Genomic DNA, 25,373 nt, shown 5'->3' with positions numbered 1-25,373 from the left:
ACATGTTCGAGTACTCGTCACTGCTCACCTTCATCGCTTTGACGGCGATCCTCGCCTTCAGCTTCTACGCGGTGCTCATCGCCGGCCAGTTGAGCCTCGCGCAGCTCGGCCTCGCATCACTCGCGGCGTTCACTTCGAGCCTCGTCGTGCCGACCGAACCGTTGTTCGGTGTCATCCCGCCGCTGGCCGTCGGGGTCGTGTTCGGAATGGCGGTCGGCGTCATCGCAGCGTTCATCATCGGGTTGCCCGTCATGCGACTGCGCGGAGTGTTCCTGGCCATCGCGACGCTCGCCTTCGGCGAGATGGTGCGGATCTTCCTGATCAACCAGTCGTGGACGAACGGTGCGCAGGGCATGAGCTTCCCGAAGCTCGTCGGCCCCGAGACGGCGTGGATCGCACTCGCGTTCGTCGGCTTCTGGTTCTGGCGTCTGTCGGGCTCGCGCATGGGGCGCGCGTTCGCGGCGATCCGTGAAGACGAGCTCGCTGCGACCACGATGGGCATCAATGTGACCCGATATCGAATGGCGTCGTTCGTCATCGCGGGCGCGGTCGCGGGCCTGTACGGGGTGCTCTTCACGCATTTCACGAGGTTCGCCGACCCGAACGAGTTCTCGTTCCCCGCCGCGGTCGACGGCCTGGTCACGGCCGTGGTGGGCGGAACGACGCTCTTCATCGGGCCGCTCCTCGGCTCGATCTTCCTCTCCGCACTCCCCGAACTCCAGCGCAGTCTCGGCATCGACGCGGGATGGATACGACCGGTCGTGTCGGGAGTACTGCTCCTCGTCGTCATCCTGTTCCTGCCCGGCGGACTCTCGGGGCTGATCCCGCGAAGGTGGAGGTCGTCGAGCCGGCTCGTCAGCGACCCTGCGTCGATGCCGCAACTCGCCCCGCTTCCGCCGGCAGGCACGGAGATCATGCGCCTGCACGGTCTCGGCAAATCGTACGGGGGGGTGAGAGCCGTCCACGACGTCGACCTCACCCTCACCGGCGCAGAAGTGCTCGGCCTGATCGGGCCCAACGGAGCCGGCAAGACGACGCTCGTGAACATGGTCACCGGTGTGACCGTTCCGTCGACGGGGTCGGGCAATGTGCTGGGCATCGAGCTCACCGCCAAGACGCGGGCGCACCGAATCGCGCGAGCGGGCGTGGCACGCACGTTCCAGCAGGTCAAGCTCTTCGACCGGCTCTCGGCACTCGACAATGTGCTCGTCGGCGGTTACCGCATCAGTCGTGACACGCTGCTGAGAAGACTGATCTTCCTCCCGTCGGCCCGCAGGTTCGAACGGCAGGCGGCGGCCGTGGCATCCGCTCAGTTGATCCGTGTCGGCCTCGGCGACAAGGCGGCGACGGCCGCCGGTGACCTGTCGTACGGCGACCAGCGTCGGCTGGAGATCGCCCGTGCCCTCGCCTCGCATCCCACGATGCTCGTGCTCGACGAGCCGGCCGCGGGCATGAACCAGGTGGAGGCGGAGCGCCTCTCCGAGCTGATCCGATCGCTGGGAGCCGACGGCGTTGCGGTGCTCATCATCGAGCACAACGTGCGGATGATGCTCGCCACGTGCGATCGGATCATGGTGCTCGACTTCGGCGAGGTCATCGCGCAGGGAACTCCGGCCGAGGTCGCGCGCGACCCGCGTGTGCTGGAGGCCTATCTCGGAGCCGACGGCGACGCGACAGCCGAGTACGCCGCAGAGGAGCTCGCCGAGGTGGTCGCGGAGGTGGCCGTCGACCCGACGACCCATGACGACGAAGGCGGAACGGGGGAGACACGATGAGCGCTCCGATCCTCAGCATCGAAGGCCTGCATGTGAGCTACGGACGCGTGGACGCGGTGCGCGACGTCTCGTTCGACGTCGAGCGCGGCGCCCTTGTCACGCTCGTCGGTGCGAACGGCGCGGGCAAGACATCGATCCTGGGCGCGATCTCCGGTCTCGTGCGCCCGCGAAGCGGCGTGGTTCGCTTCAACGGTGCGGATGTCACGCGGTGGCCCGCCCACCGTCTCGTCAAGGCTGGGCTCGTGCAGGTGCCCGAGGGCCGCGAGATTCTCGGCACGCTGACGGTGGACGAGAATCTCAGCCTCGGCGGCTGGCACCGCGGTCGAACGATGCACGACAGCATTGCTCGGGTGTATGAACGCTTTCCGATCCTCCGGGAGCGTCGCAGGCTGCAGGCCGGCGCGCTCTCGGGCGGCGAACAGCAGATGCTCGCGATTGCACGGGCGCTCATCGCCGAGCCCGAGGTGCTGCTGCTCGACGAACCGTCGATGGGGCTCGCCCCGAAGATCGTCGATCAGGTCTTCACCGTGATCGCCGAGATTCGCGACGCCGGCACGACCGTCGTTCTCGTGGAGCAGAACGCGCGACGCGCGCTCGCCGCGGCCGATGTCGGCTACGTGCTCGAAACGGGTGAGGTCACGCATTCCGGTCCGGCGCGCGACCTGCTCTCAGACGAGCGCGTGATCGAGGCATACCTGGGATTGAGTTAGTCCTCGGTTCGATCGGTCGGCGATGCCACGTCGATGAGCACCTTGCCCACGGTGCCCGCCTCCACCGCATCGTGCGCCTCGGCGGTACGCTCCAGCGGGAAGCGCGTGACGGGGAGTCCGGATGCCTCGCCGACGTCGAGCGCGCCGTCGGCGAGCGCTCGCCCGATGTCCTCGGCGGCGGCCGCGAGGGGCTCGGCGCCGACGGTGTAGAGCAGCAGGAACTGGTACCGCACGTTCAGCGAGAAGTGGAAGCGCACGTCGAGCACCATCTCGCTGCCGCCGTCAGTGGCGTACACGGCGATCGTGCCGTGGTTGGCGATGACGCTCGAGTTGAGCTGGGCGTTGCGGGCCGGCGAGACCTCGACGACGATGTCGACGCCGTCGGGAGCGATCGCGCGAATGGCACGGGTCGTGTCGCCCGCCCGGTAGTTCACCACGTGGTGCGCGCCCGCTGCCGTCGCGAGTGCTGCCTTCTCGGGCGAGCTCACGGTCGTGATGACTCGCGCACCCGACCAGCGGGCGAGCTGGATCGCCGCATGGCCGACGGCACCGGCCCCACCGGCGACGAGCACGGTGCGACCGTCGAGGGCTCCGGGGCCCAGTCGCGACGGGCCGCCCTCGGCGACCGTGAGGGCACGGTGCGCGGTCATCGCGGGAATGCCGAGGCTCGCGCCGATGTCGAAGCTCGCGGCATCCGGAAGGGGCACGACCCGCTCTGCCGGCACTACCGTGACCTCCTGGGCTGTGCCGGTCGGCCGCTCGTGGGCGGCGAGGAACAGCCACACCCGATCGCCGACTTCGAGGCCACTCACGCCGGGGCCGACCGCATCGACGACGCCCGCGCCATCCTGATCGGGGACGACCTCGGGGAACGGGGTGGGCCTGCCCGGCCGCCCGCCGGCACGCGCCTTCCAATCGGTGGGGTTGACGCCCGACACCACGATCCGCACTCGCACCTCACCCGCGCCGGGCTCGGGGAGTTCGCGCTCCACCAGGTTCAATACGGATGAATCACCGGACTGCGAGTACACGATCGCTCTCATACTTGAAGGCAACGCGGTGAGGGCGGTGGTTCTTCCTGGCGCTTCGAAATCGTGTCCGCCTGCCTCGTCGCCGTGATCTACTTCACTCCCGAGCTGCGTGACCCGGGGGTGCCGATCGTCTTGACGGGCATGATCGGCGACTCGTCAAGCCCATAGCCCCGATCGTCGGACGTCAGTAGCCTGAGGCGACGTCACCCCGCGAACCTGAGCAAGCACGCAGCGTCGAGTCACGGGCGATCGGCTCGGCTCGTTCTCGGGTACGTCGCGAAGGAGCGGCATGCAGAACACGGTCTACAAGGCATTGCGCAACGTCCTGACCTCGCTCTGGTTGATCCCAGTTCTGTGCGTCCTGGTCGGGTTCGTGATTTCCCTTACGACGATCGCGATCGACCGGGCCACCGGCTACGAGCTCGTGCCTGAAGATATCGTCGGCGGCCCCGAGGCCGCTCTGGAGATCCTCACCACGGTCGCCACGTCGATGGTCAACCTCACAGTCTTGGTGCTGACCATCGTCTTGGTCGTGGTGCAGCTCGCGATGGGGCAGTTCTCCCCGCGTATCGTGCAGCGGCTGCTCCGAGACCGCCCGAGCCAGTTCGCCATCGGCCTGTTCGTCGCGACGTTCGTCCACACGCTCCTGACGATCCGAGAGGTCCGGATCGGTGTCGGCGGTGATCCGGGCCAGGTGCCGGGCGTCGCGATCGTCACGACGTTCCTGCTTTCCCTGGTCAGCATCGCTGTTCTCGTGGTGTACATCCACCACATCGGCCAGGCGCTGCGGGTCTCGGCGCTCGTGGAGATCGCGGGGGACAACACCCGCAAGATGGTGAACAAGGTCTACCCGAACGAGGAGCCGGTGCCCGATGTCGTCGACGCGACCGTCGTCGTGGCAGAACAGTCCGGCGTCGTCACGTCGGTCAGGTATAAGAAGCTCGTCGCGGCCGCGCGGCGGGCCGGCTGCGCGTTGGAGCTCGTCCCCGCCCTCGGCGATTTCGTGCCGTCCGGCGGGCGGTTGTTCACTGTTCACGGTGACCCTGCGCGTCTCGACCGCCGGAAGGTGCACGGGGCCATCGTGCTCCGCCCGGAGCGCACGTTGGAGCACGACGTCGCCTACGGGATGCGACTGCTGGTCGACATGGCCATCCGTGCACTCTCCGACGCGCCGTGGCAGGACCCGACCACGGCGGTGCAGGCCATCGACCGTCTGCACGACTGCCTGCGTGAGCTGGTCAGGCGGGAGTTTCCGGACGGTCGCCACCACGATGAGGACGGGGAGTTGCGCCTGACGGAGAAAGTGATGTCGTGGGGCGACTACGTCACCCTGGCCTTCACCGAGGTGCGACTTGCCGGCGTCGGCTCGCCGCAGGTGGCCCGCCGCATCCACTCAGCCCTCGACGATCTGCTCACCGTGGCTCATGAGGACCGGCGCCCGCCACTGGAGCTGCAGCGCGGCCTCCTGCTCGCTGCTGTCGAGAGACGGTACGACGACGACAGCGATATCGAGCTTGCTTCCGGCATCGACGGCAGTGGGATCGGCGCGGCGGTCGATGAGCAGCGCAGGCCAGCGTGACGGAGAAGAATCCACCGAGCTGGACCGCGTCGCCGAACAGCACGGCCGTCAGCAGTGAGACGACGAACGACTCGGATTCAGTGAAACATTCCGGACCTCATGCCCAGGCTCCCGCCGAGGCCGCCTCGGTGAGCACTGCGCGCACGTCGCGGGGGCTGCGGCCGAGCGCTTCGGCGACACCTTCGGTGGTGCTCTCGTTGCGACCGTCGAACACCTCACGGCACAGCTCGGTGAGCAGCGTCGCGACCTCCGGCCCCTGCTCGGAGGCGACGGCGGCATGGAAGTCGTCGAATCCCATGGGAATGTAGCCGACCTCGCGTCCGCTGATCTCGGACAACAGTGCCGCCACCTCCGTGAGCGTGAGCGACTGCGGACCCGTCACCTCGTAGACGCGGCCTTCGTGGCCCTCGCCGGTGAGCGCTTCCACGGCCACCTCGGCGATGTCGTCGACGTCGATGAACGGCTCGCGCACACCCCCTGCCGCAAGCGCGAGCACTCCGGTTCCCACCGCGTCGCTCAGTGCGCCTTCGGTGAAGTTCTGTATGAACCAGCTCGCACGCACGACCGTCGCCGGAATGCCCGAGGCGAACAGGATGTCTTCGCACCGGCGTGCGCCGTCTTCGCCGCGGCCCGAGAGCAGCACGATGCGTCGTACGCCGGCGTCGCGTGCGACCTCGATGAGGCGGGTGATGGCGAGTTCCGATCCGGGCGCCGCGAGATCGGGCACGTAGGCGACGTACAGCCGATCGACGTCGCGGAGTGCCGCCGCCCATCCCTCCGGGCGCTCCCAGTCGAAGGCCGGGCTGGTGTTGCGGGCGAGGCGGCGCACTGCGTGTCCTTGTGCGTCGAGCAGGGGTGCGATGCGGCGACCGGTCTTTCCGGTGGCGCCGATCACGGCGATGGTCGGGGTCATGGTGGAACTCCTCTTCGTTGTCTTGTCGTCCACTCTCGCCCCAGCGACGCGGACGTACAATCGCCGGAAGTTCGTACTTCTATGCTGATCGTCCATGAACTGGGATTTCTGGCTGTTCGGCATGCCAGTGTGGACGCATGGTCAATCCCCGTAATCCCGGCGCAGGCGATCAGCTCGGCGACGGACTGCATCTCCTTCGGTTCACCGGCGCGCTCTACTGCCGCGCCGAACTCTCCGCACCATGGGGTGTGGAGTTTCCTGCACTCGATGGGCACATGATGCTTCCGGTCGTGCTCGCCGGGCGGTGCATCCTCGAGATCGAGGGTGAGCGGCACGCGCTCGAGGCCGGAAGTGCGGCGCTCATCACCAGGGCAGTGCCTCACCGAATCCTGAGCGCAGCGGATGCCTCGAGCACACCGCTGTTCGATATCCCGGTGGAGCAGGTCAGCGAGACGTACGAGCACATGCGGTTCGGTGGTGGCGGGGATCGCACTCAGATCGCCTACGCCGCGATGCAGGTCGACGCCCCGCTCACCGCCCGCCTGATCGAGGAGCTGCCGGGTCTCATTCGCGTCGACGCCTGGGACGACACCGAGTCGGGCTCGTTCCAGGCCGTCCTGCGAATGCTCGCGCGAGAGGCAGAGGACATCCAACCCGGTGGGGAGGCAGTGATGACGAGGCTGGCAGACGTGCTCGTCATCCAGGTGCTGCGCTGGTGGTTGCGCAACACCGAGACGACGGCGAGCGGCTGGCTCGCAGCCCTTCGCGATCCGCAGGTCGGGCGAGCACTCGGTCGCATGCACGCCCGACCGGATCACGACTGGACCCTCGTGGAACTCGCCCGGCAGGCCAACATGTCGCGCTCGGCCTTCGCCGAGCGGTTCACGACCCTCGTCGGAGAACCACCGATGCGCTATCTCGCCGATTGGCGGCTGCAACAGGCGCATTCGGAGCTCACCCGCACGACCGATCCGATCGCATCGATCTCGAGTCGGGTCGGCTACTCCTCGGAGGCCGCATTCAGTCGAGCGTTCAAGCGTCGCCACGGTGTGACACCCGGTGCTGTTCGGCGGATGAATTCAACGGTCGGTCTGCAGCTGGTTCCGGCGCGGCCCACGCCTCGGGGGGCGTCCACCTGACGCATCGAGGTTCGCGGCGGGAGTTCAGGCCGAGCCACTCCAGGGCGCGGGTGCGAGAATCCAGCAGACCTCGGCCGATGCGGCATCCTCCGCGTGCCAGGTGTGCGGCTCCCGGCCCGGGAACGTCAGCGCGTCACCGGTCTCGAGTCGCACGGAGCGGTCGGCGAATCGCACGGTGACCGCTCCGGCAATGACGTGGAGCACCTCGACGTCGCAGTTCACGGTGTAGAGCTCGTGCCCTCCGTGTGCGCCGGGTTCGAGGGCGGAGCGGATGAGCTGCACTCGCGATTCGCCGCGCGGCGACATGAGGCGTTCGCTGACGTCGACGCCGCCGAGGTTGATATGCGGCGCGTCGGCGTGCGTAATGCGCTGGATCTCGGGCTCGGCGAAGAGCGCGCCGACAGGCAGCGAGAGCACTTGGCAGAGCTGCACGAGGGTGGCGACGCTCGGCGAGGTCTCGTCGCGTTCGACGCGGCTGAGGAATCCCTTGCTGAGTCCGCTCGATTCGGCGATCTGGGCGAGCGTGAGCCCCTGTGCGATGCGAGCGCTGCGCAGCTTCGCGCCGATCGGCGTGCCGATCGCGTCGGCACTGGGGTGGATGGGACGCATCGTGGATCTTCCCTTGACGGCGACGGCGAATGCGGCATACAGTGGCCGCAAGTTTCCTCAAGAGTACTGGAAGTTTAGTAATATGCAACTCTCTCCCGAAGAACCGCACGACGGCGGCATCCGCGGCCCGGTCGACGCGAGCGTCGTGCCGCGCTTCGCCGGCATCGCGACCTTCGCACGCCTCCCGCGCCTCGACGAGGTCGCTCGAGCCCACGTCGCGATCGCGGGCGTACCCTTCGACAGCGGCGTGAGCTACCGCCCAGGCGCCCGGTTCGGCCCGGCTCACGTGCGCGAGGCCTCGCGCCTTCTTCGCCCCTACAACCCCGCGCAAGACGTCTTCCCGTTCGGCGCGCAGCAAGTGGCCGACGCCGGCGACATCGTTGCCAATCCCTTCGATATCGCCGAGGCCGTGAGCCAGATCGAGGCGGGCGCGAGGGAGCTCGCCGAGCACGCCGACAAGCTCGTGGCGATCGGCGGCGACCACACCATCGCGCTGCCGCTGCTGCGCGCAGTGCACGCGAAGCACGGCCCCGTCGCGGTGCTGCACTTCGACGCGCACCTCGACACCTGGGACACCTACTTCGGTGCCCCGACCACGCACGGCACGCCATTCCGCCGCGCGTCGGAGGAGGGCCTCATCGATCTCACTGCGAGCATGCACGTCGGCATCCGCGGCCCGCTCTACGCGAAGAGCGACCTCGAAGACGACGAGCGCCTGGGCTTCTCGATCATCACGAGCGAGTACCTCGAAGAGCACGGACTTGCCGCGGCGATCGACCGCATGCGCGCCCGCATCGGCGAGGCGCCGCTCTACATCTCGATCGACATCGATGTGCTCGACCCCGCGCACGCCCCGGGCACCGGCACTCCCGAGGCCGGCGGGCTGACGAGCCGCGAACTGCTGCGCATGATCCGCTCACTCGCCGACCGCAACATCGTCGGCGCCGACGTCGTCGAGGTCGCGCCCGCCTACGACCACGCCCAGCTCACCGCCGTCGCGGCGAGTCACGTCGCCTACGAGCTCATCAGCGCCATGGCGCCACGCGCATAGCCTCCGCGGCCCCAGCGAACCCGCCATCACACCCGACACGACCGAAGAACCCGAGGCGAAGGAGCCCCACCGATGACCGAGCAGTCCGAACCGAGTCGCGAGGCGGTGCTGGCGGCGGCATCCGAGATCGTCGACGCCTTCGCCGCGACCGACGGCGAGCGCTACTTCGCAGCCTTCGCCCCCGACGCGAGCTTCCTCTTCCACACGGAGCCTGAGCGGCTCGCCGACCGGGCCGCCTACGAGCGGCTCTGGGCGGGCTGGGTCGACGGTGGCTGGCGCGTCGTCTCGTGCGCGTCGAGCGACCCGCTCGTGCAGACGTTCCCCGGCGGCGCGGTGTTCACGCACTCGGTCGCGACGACCGTCGACACCGGCGAGGGCACCGAGTCCTACCGCGAGCGCGAAACCATCGTCTTCCGCGCCGAGGGGGCGACGGATGCCGCATCGCCGCGCCTCGTCGCCGTGCACGAGCACCTCTCGCCGATGCCCGACACGGCCGACGCGTCCTGACCACCACCCGAACCCGACCCACCACTCACCGAGGAGACCTGGCAATGTCGCTCTACTCCCGACTCGAGCACTACCTCGAGGAACACTCCGATGATGCCGGCCCCGTGCGCGGCACCCTGTCGCTGCCTCGCATCGGCATGATCTGGCTCGCCGCGAACCTCGTGGTGACGACCCTGCTCACCGGCACGCTGTTCGTGCCCGGCGTCGACTACGGCCTCGTCATCATGCTGATCATCGTCGGCACGATTCTCGGCGCCGCGGTGCTCGTGACCGTCGGCAACATCGGCACGCGCACCGGCATGCCGACGATGGCGCTCACCCGCGGGCCGTTCGGCACGCGCGGCAGCCTCCTGCCGGTGGCCGCGAACGTCATCATCCTCATGGGCTGGAGCTGGGTGCAGGCGATGCTCGCCGGCATCGCGCTCGACTTCCTCGTGGCATCCGTCACCGGCTTCTCGAGCCCGATCATGTTCGCGGTGCTCTGCCAGACCCTCGTCGTGATCCTCGCGATCTTCGGCCACACGGGCATCGCCCGCGTCGAACCGTGGCTCGCCGTGCTCATCCTCGGCATCATCGCCTACATCTTCGTGGTCGCGTTCACAACCTACGCGCCGGCGGAGTTCCTCGCGATTCCGGCCGACCAGTCGATCGGCTACACCCCGATCCTCGTGCTCGACGTCGTCATCGCCACGGCGATCTCGTGGACGGTGCTCTCGGCCGACTTCAACCGCTTCGCGAAATCGAGCAGGGCCGGCATCGTCGGCTCGGGGGTCGGCTACACGCTTTCGACGGTCATCTCGATGACCGTCGGTGCCACCGCGATCGGCTACGTCGTGCTCTCGGGCGGCGAGGCCATCCCGTTCGACCCGGTGACGATCGTCGAACCGTTCGGCGCTCCGCTGGCGGTCGTGATCTTCCTGTCGGTCATGGCCACGAACACGATGGTCGTCTACGGCATGGTCACGACGATCGTGAACGCCGTGCCGGGCGGCAAGAAGCTGAAGTTCCTGCCGACCGCGCTCATCGTGGGCGTCATCTCGATCGTCGGGTCGACCTGGTTCGGCCTGCTGGGCCAGTTCACGACTTTCCTCGTCACGATCGGCGCGCTCTTCGCACCAGTGTTCGCGATCATGATCGCCGACTACTACATCGTGAAACGCGGCGACTACACCCCCGACATCCTGCGCGCCCGCGACGGCCGGTACTGGTACCTCGCGGGTGTGAACTGGGCCGCGGTGGTCGTGTGGCTCATCGGCGCGGTCGCGGCGTACGTCTTCACGTACGTGTGGCCGACGCCGGTCGGTGCGACGATCCCGGCATTCGTGATCACGTTCGTGCTCTACCTGCTGGTGTCGCTGCGCGAGCGTTCGTCGACGCAGCCTGCGAGGAGCGAGCACTTGGCGGATGCCACGACGGAGCCCGCACCGCATGCGTGACCTGAGCCATCGGCTGCGCACCGGCATGCAGGTGTATCCGGGCGACCCTTCGGTCGAGCTCTCGCCTGCGCTGAAGCTGAAGCGCGACGGCGCCGCCGTCACGTCGCTCCACCTCGGGTCGCACACCGGAACGCACATCGACGCGCCCGCCCACACCGTGGCTGGTGGGCGGACGATGGACCTGGTCGCGCTCGAGGAGCTCGTCGGCGACGCGCTCGTGATCCACGTGCCGGGGCTCGCCGACCGGGCGACGATCGGCGTCGACGAGCTCGGCGAACTGCCTGAACGGGTGCCGTCGATCGTCGTCGTCGACACCGGGTGGGCGCGGCACTTCGGCACGGCCCGCGCGCTGCGACATCCAGCGCTCGGCGTCGACGCGGCGCGCCTGCTCGTCGAACGGGGCATGCACGTGCTCGGCGTCGACACCCTGAGCCCCGATCCCACCGATGCCGCCGGCACGACCGAGTTCCCGGTGCACGAGGTCGTGCTCGGCGGCGACGGGCTCATCGTCGAGAACCTCACCGGCCTCGACGGGCTTCCGTCGCGCGTGCGCATCGGAGTGTTCCCGTTGCGGCTCGCGGGCGACGGCGCGCCGGCCCGAGCGGTCGCCTTCGTCGACTGACTGCAGCGGCGAGCAACGCCGTCGTGCTGCTCCCCGGCGGCGATCGCCGCATCACCCCACGCCGTCGCGGAGGCGCGGATGAAGGCGCGCCCGTCGGCGGACGTCGCCCATTCGGTGGTCTCGAGGGGCGCGTCGGTGTCGAACGCGAGGTGCCTTCGGGCGCGAGTGCGACGCTCAGCTCGCTCGTTCCGCCGCCGAATTCCCACGTGGCGGGAAGCCGGTCGGCCTCGGTCGTGTAGTCGCTCATTGCAGTTCCTCCTCGTTCTCTTTCTGCCGCTGACGTCGGTTGCGTTTGCCGCGGGCGATCTCAGTGTCGAGCGCCGAGAGGCGCGGGCTCCAGAATCGGCGAATTCGTTGAGTAACTAGTATGTGCATATACTGTTTACGACAGTACGAGAAACAGCCACCGACCCTGAGGACACCATGACCGACCGCAGCACTGCCCGCTTCACCGACCGAACCGCCATCGTGACCGGAGCCGGCTCCGGCATCGGCTGGGCCACAGCGCAGATCCTCGCGCGTGAAGGCGCGACGGTCGTCGCGACCGATGTCGCCGCCGACCCCCTGCGCGACCTCGCCGCCGACCTGAGCGAGTACGACGTGCGCATCGTCACCGGCGATATCACGCAGGAGGCGACCGTGCGAGAGCTCGTCGAAGCCGCAGCGGGCAGGATCGACGTGCTCGCCAACATCGCCGGCGTCATGGACGGCGTCGTGCCGGCCGACGAGGTCGACGACGCCACCTGGCAACGCATCTTCGACATCAACGTCACCGCGGTGCTGCGCACGACCCGCGCGGCCGTGCCCCTGATGCGTCAGCGCGCGTCGGGCGTGATCGTGAACATCGCCTCAGAGGCCGCGTTCCGCGGCTCGGTCGGCGGCGCCGCGTACACGGCCTCGAAGCATGCAGTCGCCGGACTCACCAAGAGCTGCGCCGTCATGTACGGGCCGCAGGGAATCCGCACCAACGCCGTGGCGCCGGGCGCCGTCGTGACGGGTCTCGACATGTCGCTGAAGTCCGAGTACGGCCCCGGTCGGGTCGGCCCGATCATGCAGGCGACGATGTCGCCGCCGGCCACCGCCGAGCAGATCGCCGGCACGGTCGCGTGGCTCGCCAGCGACGCCGCTGCGAACATCAACGGCGTCATCCTCGCCTCCGACGGTGGCTGGTCTGCGGCCTGAGTGAGGCCGGGGCCGGGGCGATACCGGCCCCGGCGCCGCGCCTAAGCTGGAACGGGCCGAGCTGAGGAGGGTGCCGTGGCTGACGACTCGGTGGTCCCCGACCTTCCGGCGGAACTCGCCCTCGCCTGGGGCAGGGTGCCGGCGTCCCAGCGCGGTCCGAAGCGCGAGTTCACCCTCGACCAAGTGCTCGGCACTGCACTCGCCATCGCCGACGCCGATGGCATCGATGCGGTGACCATGCCCTCGGTCGCCTCGGAACTCGGCCTGACCGCGATGTCGCTCTACCGCTACGTCGGTTCGAAAGACACGCTCGTGGTGCTCCTGCAGGAGCGGGCCATGGGTTCGCCGCCCGACTCCGTGGCTCGCGCGACGGGGTGGCGGGCGGGGCTCGAAGCCCACGCCGCGGCATCCGTCGCGGTCTACCGGCGCCACCCGTGGATGCTCGACATCGCGATCCAGGGCATCACGAGCACCCCGAACAACCTCGCCTGGTTCGACGCCGGGCTCGCCGCGCTCGACGGCACGGGCTTGACCGGGCAGGAGCGCATCGCCGTCGTGCTCGAGGTCACGGGGCATGCACGATTCCGCGCCGCGGTCGAGCGGGGGTACGAGGAGCGCTCGGGGGAGACCGGCGAGCCGCCCGTGCAGGTCGTGCGTGCCGAGGCGCGGCTGTTGGGCGAACTCGTCACGGCAGAGCGTTTCCCCGCGTTGCACGCGACACTCGTGAGCGGCGCGCTCGTCGACCGGAGCTTCGACGGCGCCGACTTCGGTCTCGCGCGCATCCTCGATGGCGTTGAGCATTACCTCGACCGAGCAGTGGATGCCTCGGGCTCGCCCCCCATCGACGGCAGGTAGACTCGCCCGGCGCGGCAGTGCCATCTCGAACGCGCCGGCTCGAGGCATCCGTCTCGCCCTCATCGCCCCGCCCCGACGCAAGGACCCCAGTGAGCCTGATCCGCCTGAACGACGTGAGCATGGAATTCGACGGGCGACCCGTCTTGCGGGAGGCGTTCCTCAAGTTGCGGAAGGGCGATCGCGTCGGGCTCATCGGCAAGAACGGCACAGGCAAGACGACGTTCCTCGAGCTCGTGCTCGGGCGGCAGCAGCCGTCGGGCGGCACCGTCGACGCCACCCTCGGCACCACGATCGGGTACTTCTCGCAGTTCTCCGAACTCGACGGCGAACTGAGCGTGCAGCAGACGTTGAGCGGCCACTTCGCCGCCGTGCACGAGACGCAGGCCCGGCTCGACGCGATCGGCATGCAGCTCGCCGAGCCCATGGATGACACGGCGATGACGCGCCTGCTCTCCGAGCAGGGCGAGCTGTTCGAGCGCATGGACGCGATCGGCGGCTGGACCTACGAGAACACGATCGACACCGTGCTCACGAGCCTCGGTTTCGACGAGGAGCGGCGGCACCTTCCCGTCGACCGGTTGTCGGGCGGATGGCGCAACCGCGCCGCGCTCGCGCAGATTCTCGTGCAGGCGCCCGACGTGCTGCTGCTCGACGAGCCGACGAACTTCCTCGACCTCGACGGGGTGCGCTGGATCGAGGGGTGGCTCGGCGGCTTCGCCGGCGCAGTGCTCGTGGTCTCGCACGACCGTCAGTTCCTCGACGGGGTCGTCACCCGAATCGTCGAGATCGAGAACTATCGCCTGCAGGAGTACGAGGGCAACTACTCCGCCTACGTGCACGCGAAGCAGTCGAGGTTGAAGATGCTCGAGCGCCAGTTCGCGCACGAAGAGGAGCTGCTGGCCTACGAGCAGGCAGCATCCGCTGCACGCCGCGAAGCTGCTCGCAATCCGTCGAACGCGGTCGCCCGCCGGCTCGCAGACATCAAGAAGCGGCAGGCGCCGCGCCCGATCGACCAGATCATCACGGGCATCTACGACGGGCTGCGGGTCAGCAACGACCTGCTGACCGTGACCGGGCTCTCGAAGGGATTCAACGGCGCGCCGCTCTTCGAGGGACTCTCATTCGACCTGCAGCGCGGCGACCGGGTCGCGGTGCTCGGCTCCAACGGTTCGGGCAAGTCGACGCTGCTCGACGTGCTCACCGGTGGGACCGAAGCGGATGCCGGGACGGTGCGTTGGGCGAAGGGTGCGAGGTTCGTCTCGTACAACCGGGTCTACGCGTCGCTCGATCTCGAGGACACGGTCGGGCACGCAGTGAACGCCTACCCCGACTCGCTCGCGTTCACCGCGACGAAGAAGAGCGTGAACCGGTTCCTCGCGATGCTGCAGTTCTCCGATGCCGACCTGCAGCAGAAGATCGGCACACTCTCGGGCGGTCAGCGCGCCCGGGTCGCGATCGCGCAGTGCCTGCTCTCGGGGGCCGCGGTGATCGTGCTCGATGAGCCGACGAACCACCTCGACATCACGAGCACGCAGGTGATGGAGCGCGCGCTCACGCACTTCCCGGGCGCGGTGGTCGTGGTGAGCCACGACCGGTTCTTCGTCGACAAGCTCGCCGACCGGCTGCTCGTCTTCGATGGCACGCCCCGAGTCATCGAGACGGCGGCAACCGGGGCGCTCTGAGCCGCCGGCTCCCGCCGGCTTCACATCGTGCCAGTTTCACCGTGCGAACCCGCACTCTCGGTGGCGACAACGAGACGAACCTGATCAGCTGCGCCTCGAACTGGCCCGCACGATGAGCTCCGGCTGGATCACGATGCTGCGCACGGGTAGCGCCTCCGTGGAATCCGCCTGGTCCCTCACGAGGTCGACGGCGCTCCGACCGAACACCTCCCTCGGTCTCCGAACCGTCGAGAGCGGTACGGCCGCCGAGGAGGCGAAGTCGATGTCGTCGTAACCGACGACGGCGATATCCTCCGGAATGCGAAGGTCGGAACCTGCCGAGATCGCCTGCATGATTCCCATCGCAAGCGAGTCGTTTGCGGCGAAGATGCCGTCTGGGCGGTTCCTTCTCGCCCTGCCGAGCAGTTGTTCGCCCGCGGCAAGTCCGGCGTGAACAGAACGCTCAACCGTCGGAATGACCTCGAGGTCGACTCCCGGATGCGCCGCGACGGCGGCGCGAGCTCCACGCAACCTCTCGTTGATCTGGTGAATCTGAATCTCACCGCCGACGAAGGCGATCGAGCGACAGCCCTGTTCGATCAGGTGCGTCACAGCCCGTTCTGCGCCGAGAAAGTCATCGACCGATGTCGATGAGAACCGATCGGAGCTGCCGTACGCATCGACCAGCACCGTCGGTATTCGGCGCGTGAACAGCAGCTCGAGCTCTCGCTCCCTGGTCATGCCGGAAGCCAGGATCACGCCGTAGACGCGTTGCTGCACGAACATCTCGATGTACTGACCCTCGCGTTCAGGGTCACCGTTGCTGCTCACGATGAACAGGAAGAGCCCGTTCTGAGCTGCCCGCCGCTCCATCGCGTCGGCGACATCGCCGAAGAACGGGTTGTTCAATTCCAGAGCCACGAACGCCAGGGTTCTGCTCGCACCGGCGCGGAGTTGCCTGGCCGCCTCGTTTCGCACGAAGCCGAGGTCGCGGATCGCCTTGCCGATGCGCTTCTTCGTGTCTGGCGCCACTCGGTGCGGAGTGTTCAGATACTTGGAGACCGTGCCGATGGACACGTCTGCGCGCTGCGCCACATCTCGAATACTGACCAAATGTATCGCTCCCGCGGTTCGCGCAACGCCATCGATCGAGTGGACGTCGCTGTCGACCAATCATATCGATTAATGACCCGGGGGCACTGCTATTGCGGGAATTTGGTCGCTCGTGATTCGCCCTCGCCTGTGATACGTTTCACCGCGTGCCGCACCTGCGAGGAGACACCAGACGATGAATCGACCGAGCAGCACGGTTGCAGCGGAGCGCAAGGCAGCCCTCGGCGCTCCTCTTTCGCTGCGGGCCGATGGCCGCTCCGGCGAGCGGGGTCACGACGACAGTCTGGTGCTGACGGTGTCGTCGATGAGGCCCCGGCTGACCTGGAAGCTCGACGCCGAACTCGGTCCTCAGGGCACAGTGGGGTTCGAAGTCGAAGTACATGACACCTCGAACCGATCGATGTGGAGCTCGGGAACGATCAGATCGGACGCCACCGAAGTCGTCGTCAGTCGCGACCTCGAGCCGCATTCCGCCTACGACTGGCGCGTGCGGGTGCAGGCGCATGACGGTCGGTGGTCGCCATGGGCGGACTCGAGCCTCGAGACCGGCCCGTTCGACCTCTCCGACTGGCAGGCGCAGTGGTTGTCGGTTCCCCACCGTTCGCGCATCGTTACCCGCTTCCGCCTCGAAGCGCCGGTGGCGCGGGCACGACTGTATCTCACCGGCCAGGGGGTCATGCGCGCCTGGGTGAATGGAACCGTCGTCAACCCCGACCGGATGGACCCGACGAGAACGGACTTCGTGCGGGCTCTCTTCAGAAGCTACGACGTCACCGAATCGCTCACGGTGGCCAGCGACATCGAGGTGGCCGACGAGACCGGGGGTGCGAACACGCTCGCGTTCGTCGCCGGACTCGGGGAATGGGCTCGCACCGGCGAGCAGCCCCGGTTGCTCGCCGAACTGCTGATCTGGCACGAGGATGGCCGGATCACTCGGGTCGCCCCGGGTGCGGACTCCGAGGTCACCGCGTCGGAGGTCGACGTCGACGAGCCCTTCTACCTCGAGCGGCACGATGCGAGCGCAACGGCGACCGGATTGCCGCGGCTGGCGCCCCCGATCATCCTCGAACCGAAGGCGCTGCCGGCGTCACCGGCGACGCCGCCACTCGAGGTCACCTCGGACCCGACCCCGCCCCTGCGCACGGTTGACACCTTCGCGCCCGTCGAGACAGCCCGCTCCGCCGGTTCCCGATTGTTCGACGTCGGCGTCAACATCGCGGGCAGATCGAAGCTGGTCGTGCACCAGAACGTGCCGGAAGGCACGGTCATCCAGGTGCTGCACGGCGAGCACATCGACGGTCAGGGTCATATCGACACGACGAATCTCACGATGCCATATGACGACGGCCGCGAGCGGCAGCTGGTCGAATACGTCGCGAGTGGTGCGACGGACGAGACGCACGAGCCGTGGTTCGTGTACCACGGCTTCCGCTACCTGGAGGTTCGGGGACTGCCCGACGACGCGATCATCACCGTCACCGCCTCATCGATGCACACCGACCTTGCACCGGCCGGATTCATCTCGACCGACAGCCCCACAATCGATCGCCTGCTCACGATGGCCACCCGAACACTCCTGAACAACGTGCACGGGGTCCCGGAGGACTGCCCCACCCGTGAGCAGGCCGCCTGGACGGGGGACACGGCATCCGTTGCCGAGTATGAGCTTGCCGCCTTCGATAGCGCCACCTTCCTCGACAAGTGGATCGCCGATCTCGAGACGAGCCAGCAACCCGACGGGCAACTCCCGGCGGTTTCCCCAGACCTGCACGCGAGCCGCATGCCTTCAGACCCGGTCTGGGGGTCGGCGCTGCATCGCCTGCTGCGGGGCCACCTGTTGCATTACGGCGACCTCCGGCTCATCCGACGGGCGCTTCCGACGTTGCGCAGATGGGCGGATTTTCAGCTCAGCTGCACCGACGCCGACGGCGTCGTCTCCCGTTCCCCCATCAGTTACGGTCATGACTGGCTGGCGCTCGAGCAGACGCCACCGCCCATTCACCACACCGGAGCGGTGATCGACTGCCTCCTGGCGCTCGCCGATCTCGAGGAGGCGACCGGTGAGACGGATGCCGCCTCTCAGCGTCGCGCCGCCGCCGAAGCGCTCCGCGCATCCGCCCGCCGAATGTTCTTCGACCCCGCGTCGGGAACATTCGGGAACGGCTCGCAGGGGTCGTACGCCGTCGCCATCGAGGCAGGCATCCTGACGGGTCCGGAAGCGCAGCGAGCCGGCGACCGGCTTGTCGAGCTCGTCCGGGAACGGGACAACCGCGTGTCGAGCGGCTTCGCCACAACCCGCACCGTGGTGCGGGCGCTCACCATGTCTCGGAGATCACAGGTCATCTCCGACATCCTCGTCCAGCCAGAGGCGCCGGGAATCGGCGCGATGCTGACCTCCGGTCCCGGCACGTTCTGGGAATGCTGGTGGATCGATCCGACCAACACCGGCACGGGTTCCCTCAACCACGTCGGGCTGGGCGGCCCGTTCGCCGCCTGGGCCTGGAATGGCCTGGCCGGGCTGCAGCCGACGGCGCCCGGGTACACCAGGTTTCGAATCGAACCGCAATTCGTCGCCGAAGTGACCAGACTCGAGCTGCGCACCGAGACCGTGCGCGGCGACGTGGCGATCGGCTACGCCCGCACCGGTTCGGCCACGCACTTCGAGATCACCGTGCCGCCCGGCAGCGAGGGCACCCTCGTGCTCGCCGGGCGAGCGGATGCCGTCTTGCCACCGGGGAGACATAGCTTCACCGTCGAGACGCACGCCGAGGCGACCGAGTCCGGCGCTCCGCTTCCCTCACTCGGGGAGCAGACGCGGGCGACGCCTCCTCATGCTCCCACTGGAGCGGATGTGATCGGCTCTCGCACCCTGCTCGCAGAGTCGCAGGTCTCTCCGGGCCGGGCCGCCCCCACGATCGAGGCGCTCCCGCGGCTCAGATGCATGCCCGTGCCGCACGAGCAGCCCGACCATGCCGTACTCAAGGTCGTAGCCACAGCGGTCGGCGGCGAAGACCTCGCTCCGACTGTGGTTCTCACGCCTCCCGCTGGGATTCCGGTCGCCGGCACCACATTCTTCTACGCGCTGGTCGACCAGTGCCTTGCCGGGCCGGATCGGGTCGCCGCCCCATACCTCCTTCTGCACCTGAGCAATGGCGAGACCAGATCGAGCTCTGGCGCCCTCTGGCCGGCGGGATGGAACCGCGTCGCGGTCGACACCGCCGATCTCGACGGAACGGGGCTCGAAGGCACGGTCGAGGTCGTCGCGATCGAAGTCGGCCTGGAATATCGCAATGATGCTGCAGACAACGCCCTGGCCGTCTACCCGGCCGAGAACGGCATCCGTTCTGGATTTCATCTCAGCGACGTCGGTTTCAGCACCACGGCCCGAACGTGGTGAGCGTGAGGCCAAATGAATCGATTTCTTCCGGAGACACTTGACACACTCGAGACATCCGCTAGATTGTGGTGAAACGTTATATTCCTTCGAACACGTCTGATTCAAACTCGATGGTGAGGTGCTGATCATGGTGGTGACACTCGATGCCCCATCGCTCATCCCCTCGCCACCGTCGGAATCGCGGAACGCGGCGCGAACGCCCCGCAAGCGACCCGTTCGCTGGTGGGCCTACCTCGCGCTCCTCCCGCTCGCGGTCATCATCGGGTACTTCGCCTACTATCCGGCCGTCTCCGCGATCTTCTGGTCGTTCTTCCATTGGCAGCCGGCCGCGGAATCGACCTTTCTCGGATTCGACAACTACATCGCCATGTTCAGCGACCAGATCTGGTGGGCTTCGTTCCGAAACCTCGGCTACATCTTCCTGTTCGCCGTGGCGTCGTGGGTGTTTCCGCTGTTCGCCGCCGAGCTGCTGATCTCGCTCAGGAGCGCGCGCTGGCAGTTCACGATGCGCACGCTCCTCATCGTTCCCATGGCCTTCCCGGGCGTGGTCACCGCACTGGTCTGGGGATTCTTCTACAGCCCGAACGACGGTGTGATCAACCAGACGCTCAAGGCACTCGGACTCGGGGCGCTGGCGCAGAACTGGACCGGGCAGGAAAGCACCGCGCTTCTCTCCCTGCTCTTCGTCGGCTTCCCGTTCATCGCGGGCCTGCCGTTCCTGATCTTCTACTCCAGTCTGCAGAACATTCCGGTCGAGGTGCTGGAGGCGGCCCAGCTCGACGGAGTGGGACGATTCGCGCGGTTCTGGCAGATCGACCTTCCGCTCATGGCCAGCCAGATTCGCATCCTGCTGTTCCTCGCGGTCGTCGGAACTCTGCAATATGGATTCGTCGCCTACGTGCTCACAGCCGGGGGCCCGGACAACGCGACGATGGTGCCCATCCTGCGGATGATCAACGTGGCCTTCCAGGGCGGCGACTGGGGCTACTCCGCCGCCTTGTCCACCACCCTCTTCCTCATCACCATCACCATCAGCGCCGTGGTCGTACTGGCGCGCAAACGCGGTTCCTCGACCGCCGACGGCGGTGAAATGTGACCACGATCCGTGACCGCACTGTGCGAACAAGCGGCATCACCACAGGCAGCGCGACCGCGCGCCGGCCACGGAAGTCGCGGCAGTTCGGCCTGAAGTCGGTGCTGATCATTCTCGCGACCGTCGCCCTCGCGCCGTACCTGTTCATGGTCGTCACCTCGCTGAAGACGAACCAGCAGTTCGCCGACAGCTTCTGGCAGATCTCGTTCCCGCTGCACTTCGAGAACTATTCGGTGGCCTGGAACCAGATCCAGCCGTACCTGTTCAATACGGCCGTCGTCGCGGTGATCTCCATCGTGCTCATCCTGTTGATCGCATCGATCTCGGGCTTCGTCCTCGCGCGCTACCGCTTCGCCGGCAGAGGCCTCGTCTACGGCGCCGTGCTGGTGCTCATGATGGTGCCCGGCCTGGCCAACCTGATCCCGCTCTTCATCATCATGAAAGATCTGGGCCTGCTCAACACCTACATCGTTCTGGTGGTGCCGTACACGGTAGGCGGGAGCGTTCTCGGCACGATCCTGATTCGCAACTTCGTCGAGGGAATCCCGCAGACCCTGTTCGACGCGGCCCGTCTCGACGGTGCCAACGGAGCGCGAATGTACCGTTCGGTGATGCTTCCGCTCTCGCTGCCCGTGCTCGGAACGATCTCGCTGATCACCGTCAGCGAGGTCTGGAATGACTTCTTCTGGCCGTTGCTCGTGATCTCCGACAACAACCTGCGCACGGTCTCGGTTGGACTCCAGTTCTTCCAGGGCCAGAACGCCACGGACTACGGTCCGCTCATGGCGGGATACCTGATCGCCAGCTTCCCCCTGGTTCTGCTCTTCGTCTTTCTGTCGAAGTACTTCCTCGCCGGAGTCCAGGGAGGCGTGCCCGGCGCCCACTGAGCCGCGTTCGCCCCTGAGCCCCAGGGCGGCGGTCGGGCGATTCCTTCGGATTTCGAATGAAACGATTTACCACCAATGAACACCCAAGAGAACATTCCTGGAACACCCGAGAAATGGGGAAGCATGCTACAGACAACGAAGAAGTTGCGGCGGGCTGGCCTGACTGCGGTCGCGTCCGCGGCCACGCTGGGCACGATGCTCGCGCTGGCCGGATGCTCGCCGGCGGCGAGCGACTCGGACAAGGTGACCATCACCCTCTCCGGCCCCAACCAGTTCACGAGCGACACGAACACGTTCGGGCCGGCCTGGGACGACTTGATCGCCGACTTCGAGAAGGACAACCCCGACATCACGGTGAAGACCAATGTTCTGCCGCTCAGTTCCTGGTCGCAGACATCCGCTGCCCAGCTGACGGCCGGCACCGCGCCCGAGCTGATCTTCAACCAGACGACCCACGCGCCAGACCAGGTCGTCTCTCTCGATGACGCTCTGGCGAAGCCAAACGAGTTCGCAGACACCGGCAAGCCGTGGATCGAGGACTTCAACTCGCAGTACTTCGGCGGTGAGGATCGTCTCGGCCAGAACACGGCGGGCCATTACGAGTCGATTCCGTTCAACCTGGTCTCGGTGGGCATCTACTTCAACAAGGACATCCTCGAGGAAGCGGGGGTCGACGTCGAGGACCTGGCGACCTTCGACGGATTCACCCAGGCATGCAGCGACATCAGGGACGCCGGCTACACCCCGCTCGCCACAGACAGCGGAAACCTGCCCGTGGGCTGGGCGTCGACGGCACTGTCATCCATGCTGCTCGTGAATGAGACGGAGGCGGTGAACACGTTCGGCGCAGACGGCGAACCGGGCACCAGCACACCGGTGACCGTGAAGAGCGTCGCACATGGCTACCTCTCCGACGAGATCAACATGACGAGGGATCCCGGGTTCGCCGCGGTTCTCGAGGTGCTCAAGAAGCTCTACGACGAGTGCGCGACGCCGAACTGGTCCGGCATCAAGTCCGAGGGTGCCTTCACCGGCGGAACGGACTTTCCCGGAGGCAAAGCGGCCATGGCCTGGGGAACGAACTTCGCCTCCACGCAGCTCGCGACGGTGGATTTCGACTACGGCACGCTGCCGTTCCCGTCGGTCTCCAAGAGCGACTCGGATCAGGCTACGGGCGAGCCGGCGCAGTTCGGCGTCAACAACGGTGGAACCGCCTACATGATCCCCGCGTATATCGAGGGCAAGCAGCTGGACGCGGCCATCACCTTCCTCCAGTACGTTTCAAGCCCGAAGGTTCAGACCTGGCTCGACGAGACCGGCGGCATTCCGGCGGTGACTGCGCTGACCGCCCCGCCCGGACTCGAGGCCATGAACGACGGCGCCTGGGCAACTCTGTCACTCGGTGGCCAGAACGGTGGCCTGTGGCGCGGACCCAAGGCCGTCTCGGCCGAGAACACCCGTGCCGGGTATCTCCTCGGCACGACCTCCCTGGAGGACGAGCTGGTCAAGCTCAATGACAACGCCGTTGCCTGGGCCAAGGAGCAGGCCGCCGAGGCCAAGTGGACGGAGCCGTGGGCGCAGCAGTAGCCAGCACATCGCGCGACCTGCACCTGGGGGCGGGCCCCGTCGGTCCCGCCCCTTCCGCAACTCTGTACGCAATTTGCAATACCGACTTCAACGAGGAAGAGGATTTGCCATGAAGCGAAGAATGATCGCGGCGATGACTGCGACGGCACTTGCCACGCTGGCGCTGAGCGGGATCAGCCAGCCGGCATGGGCCGTCGGTACGACCTATTACGTCGACAACCAGGCCGGTTCGAACTGCAGCGACTCGGGTGCTGCGACCCAGGCGCAGCCCTGGTGCACGTTCACTCCGATCAACTCGCATGGCGCGTTCGGACCGGGCGACGCGATCCTCCTCGCCAAGGGGGCGACGTGGAACCAGCAGATGAACCTCAGGGGTTCCGGAACCGCATCGAACGGGATCTCCGTCGGCGCCTACGGAAGCGGGGCGAATCCGAAGCTGATCCGCAATGGGTCGGTGGATGACCGCGTCATCAAGCTCGTCAACGGGGACTACTGGAGCTTCAGTCACCTCGAGGTCGCGTCCGCTGCATCGGGCATCCTCGCCTATTACGACACTCTCGGACACAAGGGCCTGAGCTTCACGGATATCTTCGCGCACGACATCAAAGGCCTCATCTTCTTCACCGATGGCGTCGTCGACACGCCGGTGCCCAGCGCCCTGGCTGACAACGTGCGCAACTCGTCCGGCATCCAGATCACCGGAAAGTACACCACGTTCTCGTCGACGGACTATTTCCTCAAAGGCGTGCGTATGGATGACATCACGGGCGAACACAACCTCAACACCGTCGGTATCGACATGCTCGGGCAAATGCAGCAGCTGGAGTCCAACGTCGGTGGCAGTGGCGGAGCGGGCGCCAACATGGTGCAGGATGTCGTCATCAATCATCTGGCCAGTCACGACAACGACTGGGGATGCGACGAAGCGCTCCGACTCTTCACCGTCAAGCATGCGGTGGTCATGAACTCGTCCTTGAACAACGAGGCGCCGTGCCACCACGTCGGTGGCACGACGGCCGTGATCCTCGGCCACCTCGAAGACGTCACGTTCGTCAATTCCATGGTCACAAATGTCACGAGCACCGGTTCGAACGACGAAAATGCGCTCGACTTCGAGATTCTCAACAACAACGTGCGGGCTCGGAACTCCTTGTTCGCGAACACGCCTGGGTCTGCGATGTCGTTCCTGAAGCTCGGGAACCGCCCCGGCGATTACTCGACGAACAACGAGTCATCGTCCAACGTGATGATCAACAACGGGGTCGCGAAGGGGTACGGCCCGATTCTGGTTCTCAACCAGGCAGGCGCCGCGTCACCGATTACGGGCACGATCAAAGACAACATCAACGTCAACTCGAACTTCCTGTACGACCAGGGCAACGGTTTCGCCGGCTTCACAACGACGAACAACCAGACGCTCTCCAACGGCTCGGGCAACGTGTATTTCTCCGCGGCCGACTTCAGCGGTACCCAGGGTCTGAACAGCTGGTCCTACCAGGCTTTCAACGGCGCAGCCTATTCCGATCTGGTCTACAACGCGGGGGCCGAGAAGTGGACGCCGGTGGGGCAGAACGTGCCGGAGATCACGCGGTTCGACCAGCATCCAGGGACCACGACGAACGGCTGGGTTGCCAGGGCATGGACGGCTCCGGTCACCGGCACCGTGAGCCTTCGCGGGCGCATCCTCAAATCCGACAACACCGGGCAGGGCAACGGGATCCTGGCCAGGGTCACGATGAACGGAATGCCGATCTGGCCGGCCAGCGGCGCGCAGACCGTCGCTGCCGGAGACGAGTACACCGGAGTCGGGTACGTGCTCGACGACGTGGAGGTGAATGCCGGCGACATGCTCCGCTTTGAAACGAACGAGAATGGGGCCTCGGCGAACGACAAGGCGAGCTGGACTCCGAGCGTCGTGTACACATCGAATCCGGATGAGGCATACAACTGGGGTTTCAACAGCGGCCAGGAAAGCCGGTGGAAGGTCTGGGGCGCAACGTCGACGACCGCGGAGGGTGCGGATCTGAGTGCGCTGAACCTCACCTCGACCGGAACCGATCCCCGAATCGAGTCGCCTGACCAACTGCATCTTGATGCTGCGTCCGCACCGACGGTGACCGTCAGAATGAGCAACGCGACCGCCAGTACGACGGGGAGGATCTACTTCACGACTCGGTCGTCGCCAGGTGCGAGTGAATCGAAGTCGGTGGCTTTCGCGGTGGAGCC

General features: G+C 66.9%; 19 protein-coding genes. 15 read left to right on the top strand and 4 right to left on the bottom strand.

All coding sequences use genetic code 11. From position 1 onward, the window contains the following. The first annotated feature begins 2 nt into the window (after window positions 1–2). Window positions 3–1,775: a branched-chain amino acid ABC transporter ATP-binding protein/permease gene (locus tag AC1C2S_RS04180; RefSeq protein ID WP_495351282.1), complete on the top strand. Its 1,773-nt coding sequence runs from the start codon at window positions 3–5 to the stop codon at window positions 1,773–1,775. Next, complete coding sequence (locus tag AC1C2S_RS04175) at window positions 1,772–2,485, top strand: ABC transporter ATP-binding protein (protein ID WP_495351281.1); 714 nt, start codon at window positions 1,772–1,774, stop codon at window positions 2,483–2,485. Before AC1C2S_RS04180 ends, AC1C2S_RS04175 begins: the two co-directional genes overlap by 4 nt. Here the strand turns inward: AC1C2S_RS04175 and AC1C2S_RS04170 are convergent. Then, window positions 2,482–3,528: an NADPH:quinone reductase gene (locus AC1C2S_RS04170; RefSeq protein WP_495351280.1), complete on the bottom strand. Its 1,047-nt coding sequence runs from the start codon at window positions 3,526–3,528 to the stop codon at window positions 2,482–2,484. The two genes, AC1C2S_RS04175 and AC1C2S_RS04170, sit on opposite strands and share 4 nt — an antisense overlap. Window positions 3,529–3,805: 277 nt before the next feature. Here AC1C2S_RS04170 and AC1C2S_RS04165 point away from each other — a divergent pair, with 277 nt between their 5' ends. Further along, on the top strand, window positions 3,806–5,095 hold the full coding sequence (locus AC1C2S_RS04165) for a DUF2254 domain-containing protein (RefSeq protein WP_495351279.1): 1,290 nt from the start codon (window positions 3,806–3,808) through the stop codon (window positions 5,093–5,095). 97 nt (window positions 5,096–5,192) lie between these two features. On the opposite strand, the gene AC1C2S_RS04160 is transcribed toward AC1C2S_RS04165, so the two are convergent. Further along, window positions 5,193–6,008 carry an NAD(P)H-binding protein gene (locus tag AC1C2S_RS04160; protein ID WP_495351278.1) on the bottom strand — a complete coding sequence of 272 codons (816 nt, stop codon included), beginning with the start codon at window positions 6,006–6,008 and terminating at the stop codon, window positions 5,193–5,195. 137 nt (window positions 6,009–6,145) lie between these two features. On the opposite strand from AC1C2S_RS04160, the gene AC1C2S_RS04155 reads away from it, so the two are divergent. Beyond that, the gene (locus tag AC1C2S_RS04155) at window positions 6,146–7,147 is read left to right on the top strand and encodes an AraC family transcriptional regulator (protein ID WP_495351277.1); all 1,002 of its coding nucleotides are present in this window, start codon (window positions 6,146–6,148) and stop codon (window positions 7,145–7,147) included. A 24-nt stretch (window positions 7,148–7,171) separates the two neighbouring features. Here the strand turns inward: AC1C2S_RS04155 and AC1C2S_RS04150 are convergent, their stop codons facing one another. After that, complete coding sequence (locus AC1C2S_RS04150) at window positions 7,172–7,756, bottom strand: helix-turn-helix domain-containing protein (RefSeq protein WP_495351276.1); 585 nt, start codon at window positions 7,754–7,756, stop codon at window positions 7,172–7,174. 82 nt (window positions 7,757–7,838) lie between these two features. Between AC1C2S_RS04150 and speB the strand changes: the two genes are divergently transcribed. The 7 genes from speB (at window position 7,839) to AC1C2S_RS04115 (ending at window position 15,091) form a co-directional block, all read left to right on the top strand. Next, the gene (gene speB, locus AC1C2S_RS04145) at window positions 7,839–8,807 is read left to right on the top strand and encodes an agmatinase (RefSeq protein ID WP_495353186.1); all 969 of its coding nucleotides are present in this window, start codon (window positions 7,839–7,841) and stop codon (window positions 8,805–8,807) included. A 72-nt stretch (window positions 8,808–8,879) separates the two neighbouring features. Continuing rightward, window positions 8,880–9,314 (top strand): nuclear transport factor 2 family protein, encoded by a 435-nt coding sequence (locus tag AC1C2S_RS04140; protein ID WP_495351275.1) that lies wholly within the window; start codon window positions 8,880–8,882, stop codon window positions 9,312–9,314. A 44-nt stretch (window positions 9,315–9,358) separates the two neighbouring features. Continuing rightward, entirely contained in the window at window positions 9,359–10,750 is a 1,392-nt protein-coding gene (locus AC1C2S_RS04135; protein WP_495351274.1) for a purine-cytosine permease family protein, read from the top strand. Further along, window positions 10,743–11,372 (top strand): cyclase family protein, encoded by a 630-nt coding sequence (locus AC1C2S_RS04130; protein WP_495351273.1) that lies wholly within the window; start codon window positions 10,743–10,745, stop codon window positions 11,370–11,372. The genes AC1C2S_RS04135 and AC1C2S_RS04130 overlap by 8 nt, the downstream gene beginning before the upstream one ends. 423 nt (window positions 11,373–11,795) lie before the next feature. Then, the gene (locus AC1C2S_RS04125; RefSeq protein ID WP_495351272.1) at window positions 11,796–12,554 is read left to right on the top strand and encodes an SDR family NAD(P)-dependent oxidoreductase; all 759 of its coding nucleotides are present in this window, start codon (window positions 11,796–11,798) and stop codon (window positions 12,552–12,554) included. Between the two features lie 75 nt (window positions 12,555–12,629). Next, a complete protein-coding gene (locus AC1C2S_RS04120; protein WP_495351271.1) occupies window positions 12,630–13,409 on the top strand; it encodes a TetR/AcrR family transcriptional regulator in 780 nt (259 codons plus the stop codon). A gap of 89 nt (window positions 13,410–13,498) precedes the next feature. Next, window positions 13,499–15,091 (top strand): ABC-F family ATP-binding cassette domain-containing protein, encoded by a 1,593-nt coding sequence (locus AC1C2S_RS04115; protein ID WP_495351270.1) that lies wholly within the window; start codon window positions 13,499–13,501, stop codon window positions 15,089–15,091. An 84-nt stretch (window positions 15,092–15,175) separates the two neighbouring features. Here the strand turns inward: AC1C2S_RS04115 and AC1C2S_RS04110 are convergent, their stop codons facing one another. Further along, window positions 15,176–16,165, bottom strand: coding sequence for a LacI family DNA-binding transcriptional regulator (locus AC1C2S_RS04110; RefSeq protein ID WP_495351269.1), 990 nt, complete (start codon window positions 16,163–16,165; stop codon window positions 15,176–15,178). Between the two features lie 193 nt (window positions 16,166–16,358). Here AC1C2S_RS04110 and AC1C2S_RS04105 point away from each other — a divergent pair, with 193 nt between their 5' ends. The 4 genes from AC1C2S_RS04105 (at window position 16,359) to AC1C2S_RS04090 (ending at window position 23,147) form a co-directional block, all read left to right on the top strand. After that, window positions 16,359–19,580, top strand: coding sequence for a family 78 glycoside hydrolase catalytic domain (locus tag AC1C2S_RS04105; protein ID WP_495351268.1), 3,222 nt, complete (start codon window positions 16,359–16,361; stop codon window positions 19,578–19,580). A gap of 127 nt (window positions 19,581–19,707) precedes the next feature. Further along, window positions 19,708–20,676 carry a carbohydrate ABC transporter permease gene (locus AC1C2S_RS04100; RefSeq protein WP_495351267.1) on the top strand — a complete coding sequence of 323 codons (969 nt, stop codon included), beginning with the start codon at window positions 19,708–19,710 and terminating at the stop codon, window positions 20,674–20,676. Further along, window positions 20,673–21,560 carry a carbohydrate ABC transporter permease gene (locus AC1C2S_RS04095; protein ID WP_495351266.1) on the top strand — a complete coding sequence of 296 codons (888 nt, stop codon included), beginning with the start codon at window positions 20,673–20,675 and terminating at the stop codon, window positions 21,558–21,560. The genes AC1C2S_RS04100 and AC1C2S_RS04095 overlap by 4 nt, the downstream gene beginning before the upstream one ends. 123 nt (window positions 21,561–21,683) lie before the next feature. Next, entirely contained in the window at window positions 21,684–23,147 is a 1,464-nt protein-coding gene (locus AC1C2S_RS04090) for an ABC transporter substrate-binding protein (protein ID WP_495351265.1), read from the top strand. Window positions 23,148–25,373: the final 2,226 nt, after the last annotated feature.

The organism is Agromyces sp. Y782 (assembly GCF_059445405.1).
This window is presented reverse-complemented; position numbering and strand designations above follow the sequence as displayed.

What these genes read in the sequence shown, in the direction of transcription:
- AC1C2S_RS04170 (WP_495351280.1), bottom strand. Translation starts at nt 3,528, where the DNA reads ATGAGAGCGATCGTGTACTCGCAGTCCGGTGATTCATCCGTATTGAAC.
- AC1C2S_RS04135 (WP_495351274.1), top strand. Translation starts at nt 9,359, where the DNA reads ATGTCGCTCTACTCCCGACTCGAGCACTACCTCGAGGAACACTCCGAT.
- AC1C2S_RS04150 (WP_495351276.1), bottom strand. Translation starts at nt 7,756, where the DNA reads ATGCGTCCCATCCACCCCAGTGCCGACGCGATCGGCACGCCGATCGGC.
- AC1C2S_RS04140 (WP_495351275.1), top strand. Translation starts at nt 8,880, where the DNA reads ATGACCGAGCAGTCCGAACCGAGTCGCGAGGCGGTGCTGGCGGCGGCA.
- speB (WP_495353186.1), top strand. Translation starts at nt 7,839, where the DNA reads ATGCAACTCTCTCCCGAAGAACCGCACGACGGCGGCATCCGCGGCCCG.
- AC1C2S_RS04105 (WP_495351268.1), top strand. Translation starts at nt 16,359, where the DNA reads ATGAATCGACCGAGCAGCACGGTTGCAGCGGAGCGCAAGGCAGCCCTC.
- AC1C2S_RS04130 (WP_495351273.1), top strand. Translation starts at nt 10,743, where the DNA reads ATGCGTGACCTGAGCCATCGGCTGCGCACCGGCATGCAGGTGTATCCG.
- AC1C2S_RS04160 (WP_495351278.1), bottom strand. Translation starts at nt 6,008, where the DNA reads ATGACCCCGACCATCGCCGTGATCGGCGCCACCGGAAAGACCGGTCGC.
- AC1C2S_RS04100 (WP_495351267.1), top strand. Translation starts at nt 19,708, where the DNA reads ATGGTGGTGACACTCGATGCCCCATCGCTCATCCCCTCGCCACCGTCG.
- AC1C2S_RS04165 (WP_495351279.1), top strand. Translation starts at nt 3,806, where the DNA reads ATGCAGAACACGGTCTACAAGGCATTGCGCAACGTCCTGACCTCGCTC.
- AC1C2S_RS04090 (WP_495351265.1), top strand. Translation starts at nt 21,684, where the DNA reads ATGCTACAGACAACGAAGAAGTTGCGGCGGGCTGGCCTGACTGCGGTC.
- AC1C2S_RS04125 (WP_495351272.1), top strand. Translation starts at nt 11,796, where the DNA reads ATGACCGACCGCAGCACTGCCCGCTTCACCGACCGAACCGCCATCGTG.
- AC1C2S_RS04180 (WP_495351282.1), top strand. Translation starts at nt 3, where the DNA reads ATGTTCGAGTACTCGTCACTGCTCACCTTCATCGCTTTGACGGCGATC.
- AC1C2S_RS04155 (WP_495351277.1), top strand. Translation starts at nt 6,146, where the DNA reads ATGGTCAATCCCCGTAATCCCGGCGCAGGCGATCAGCTCGGCGACGGA.
- AC1C2S_RS04175 (WP_495351281.1), top strand. Translation starts at nt 1,772, where the DNA reads ATGAGCGCTCCGATCCTCAGCATCGAAGGCCTGCATGTGAGCTACGGA.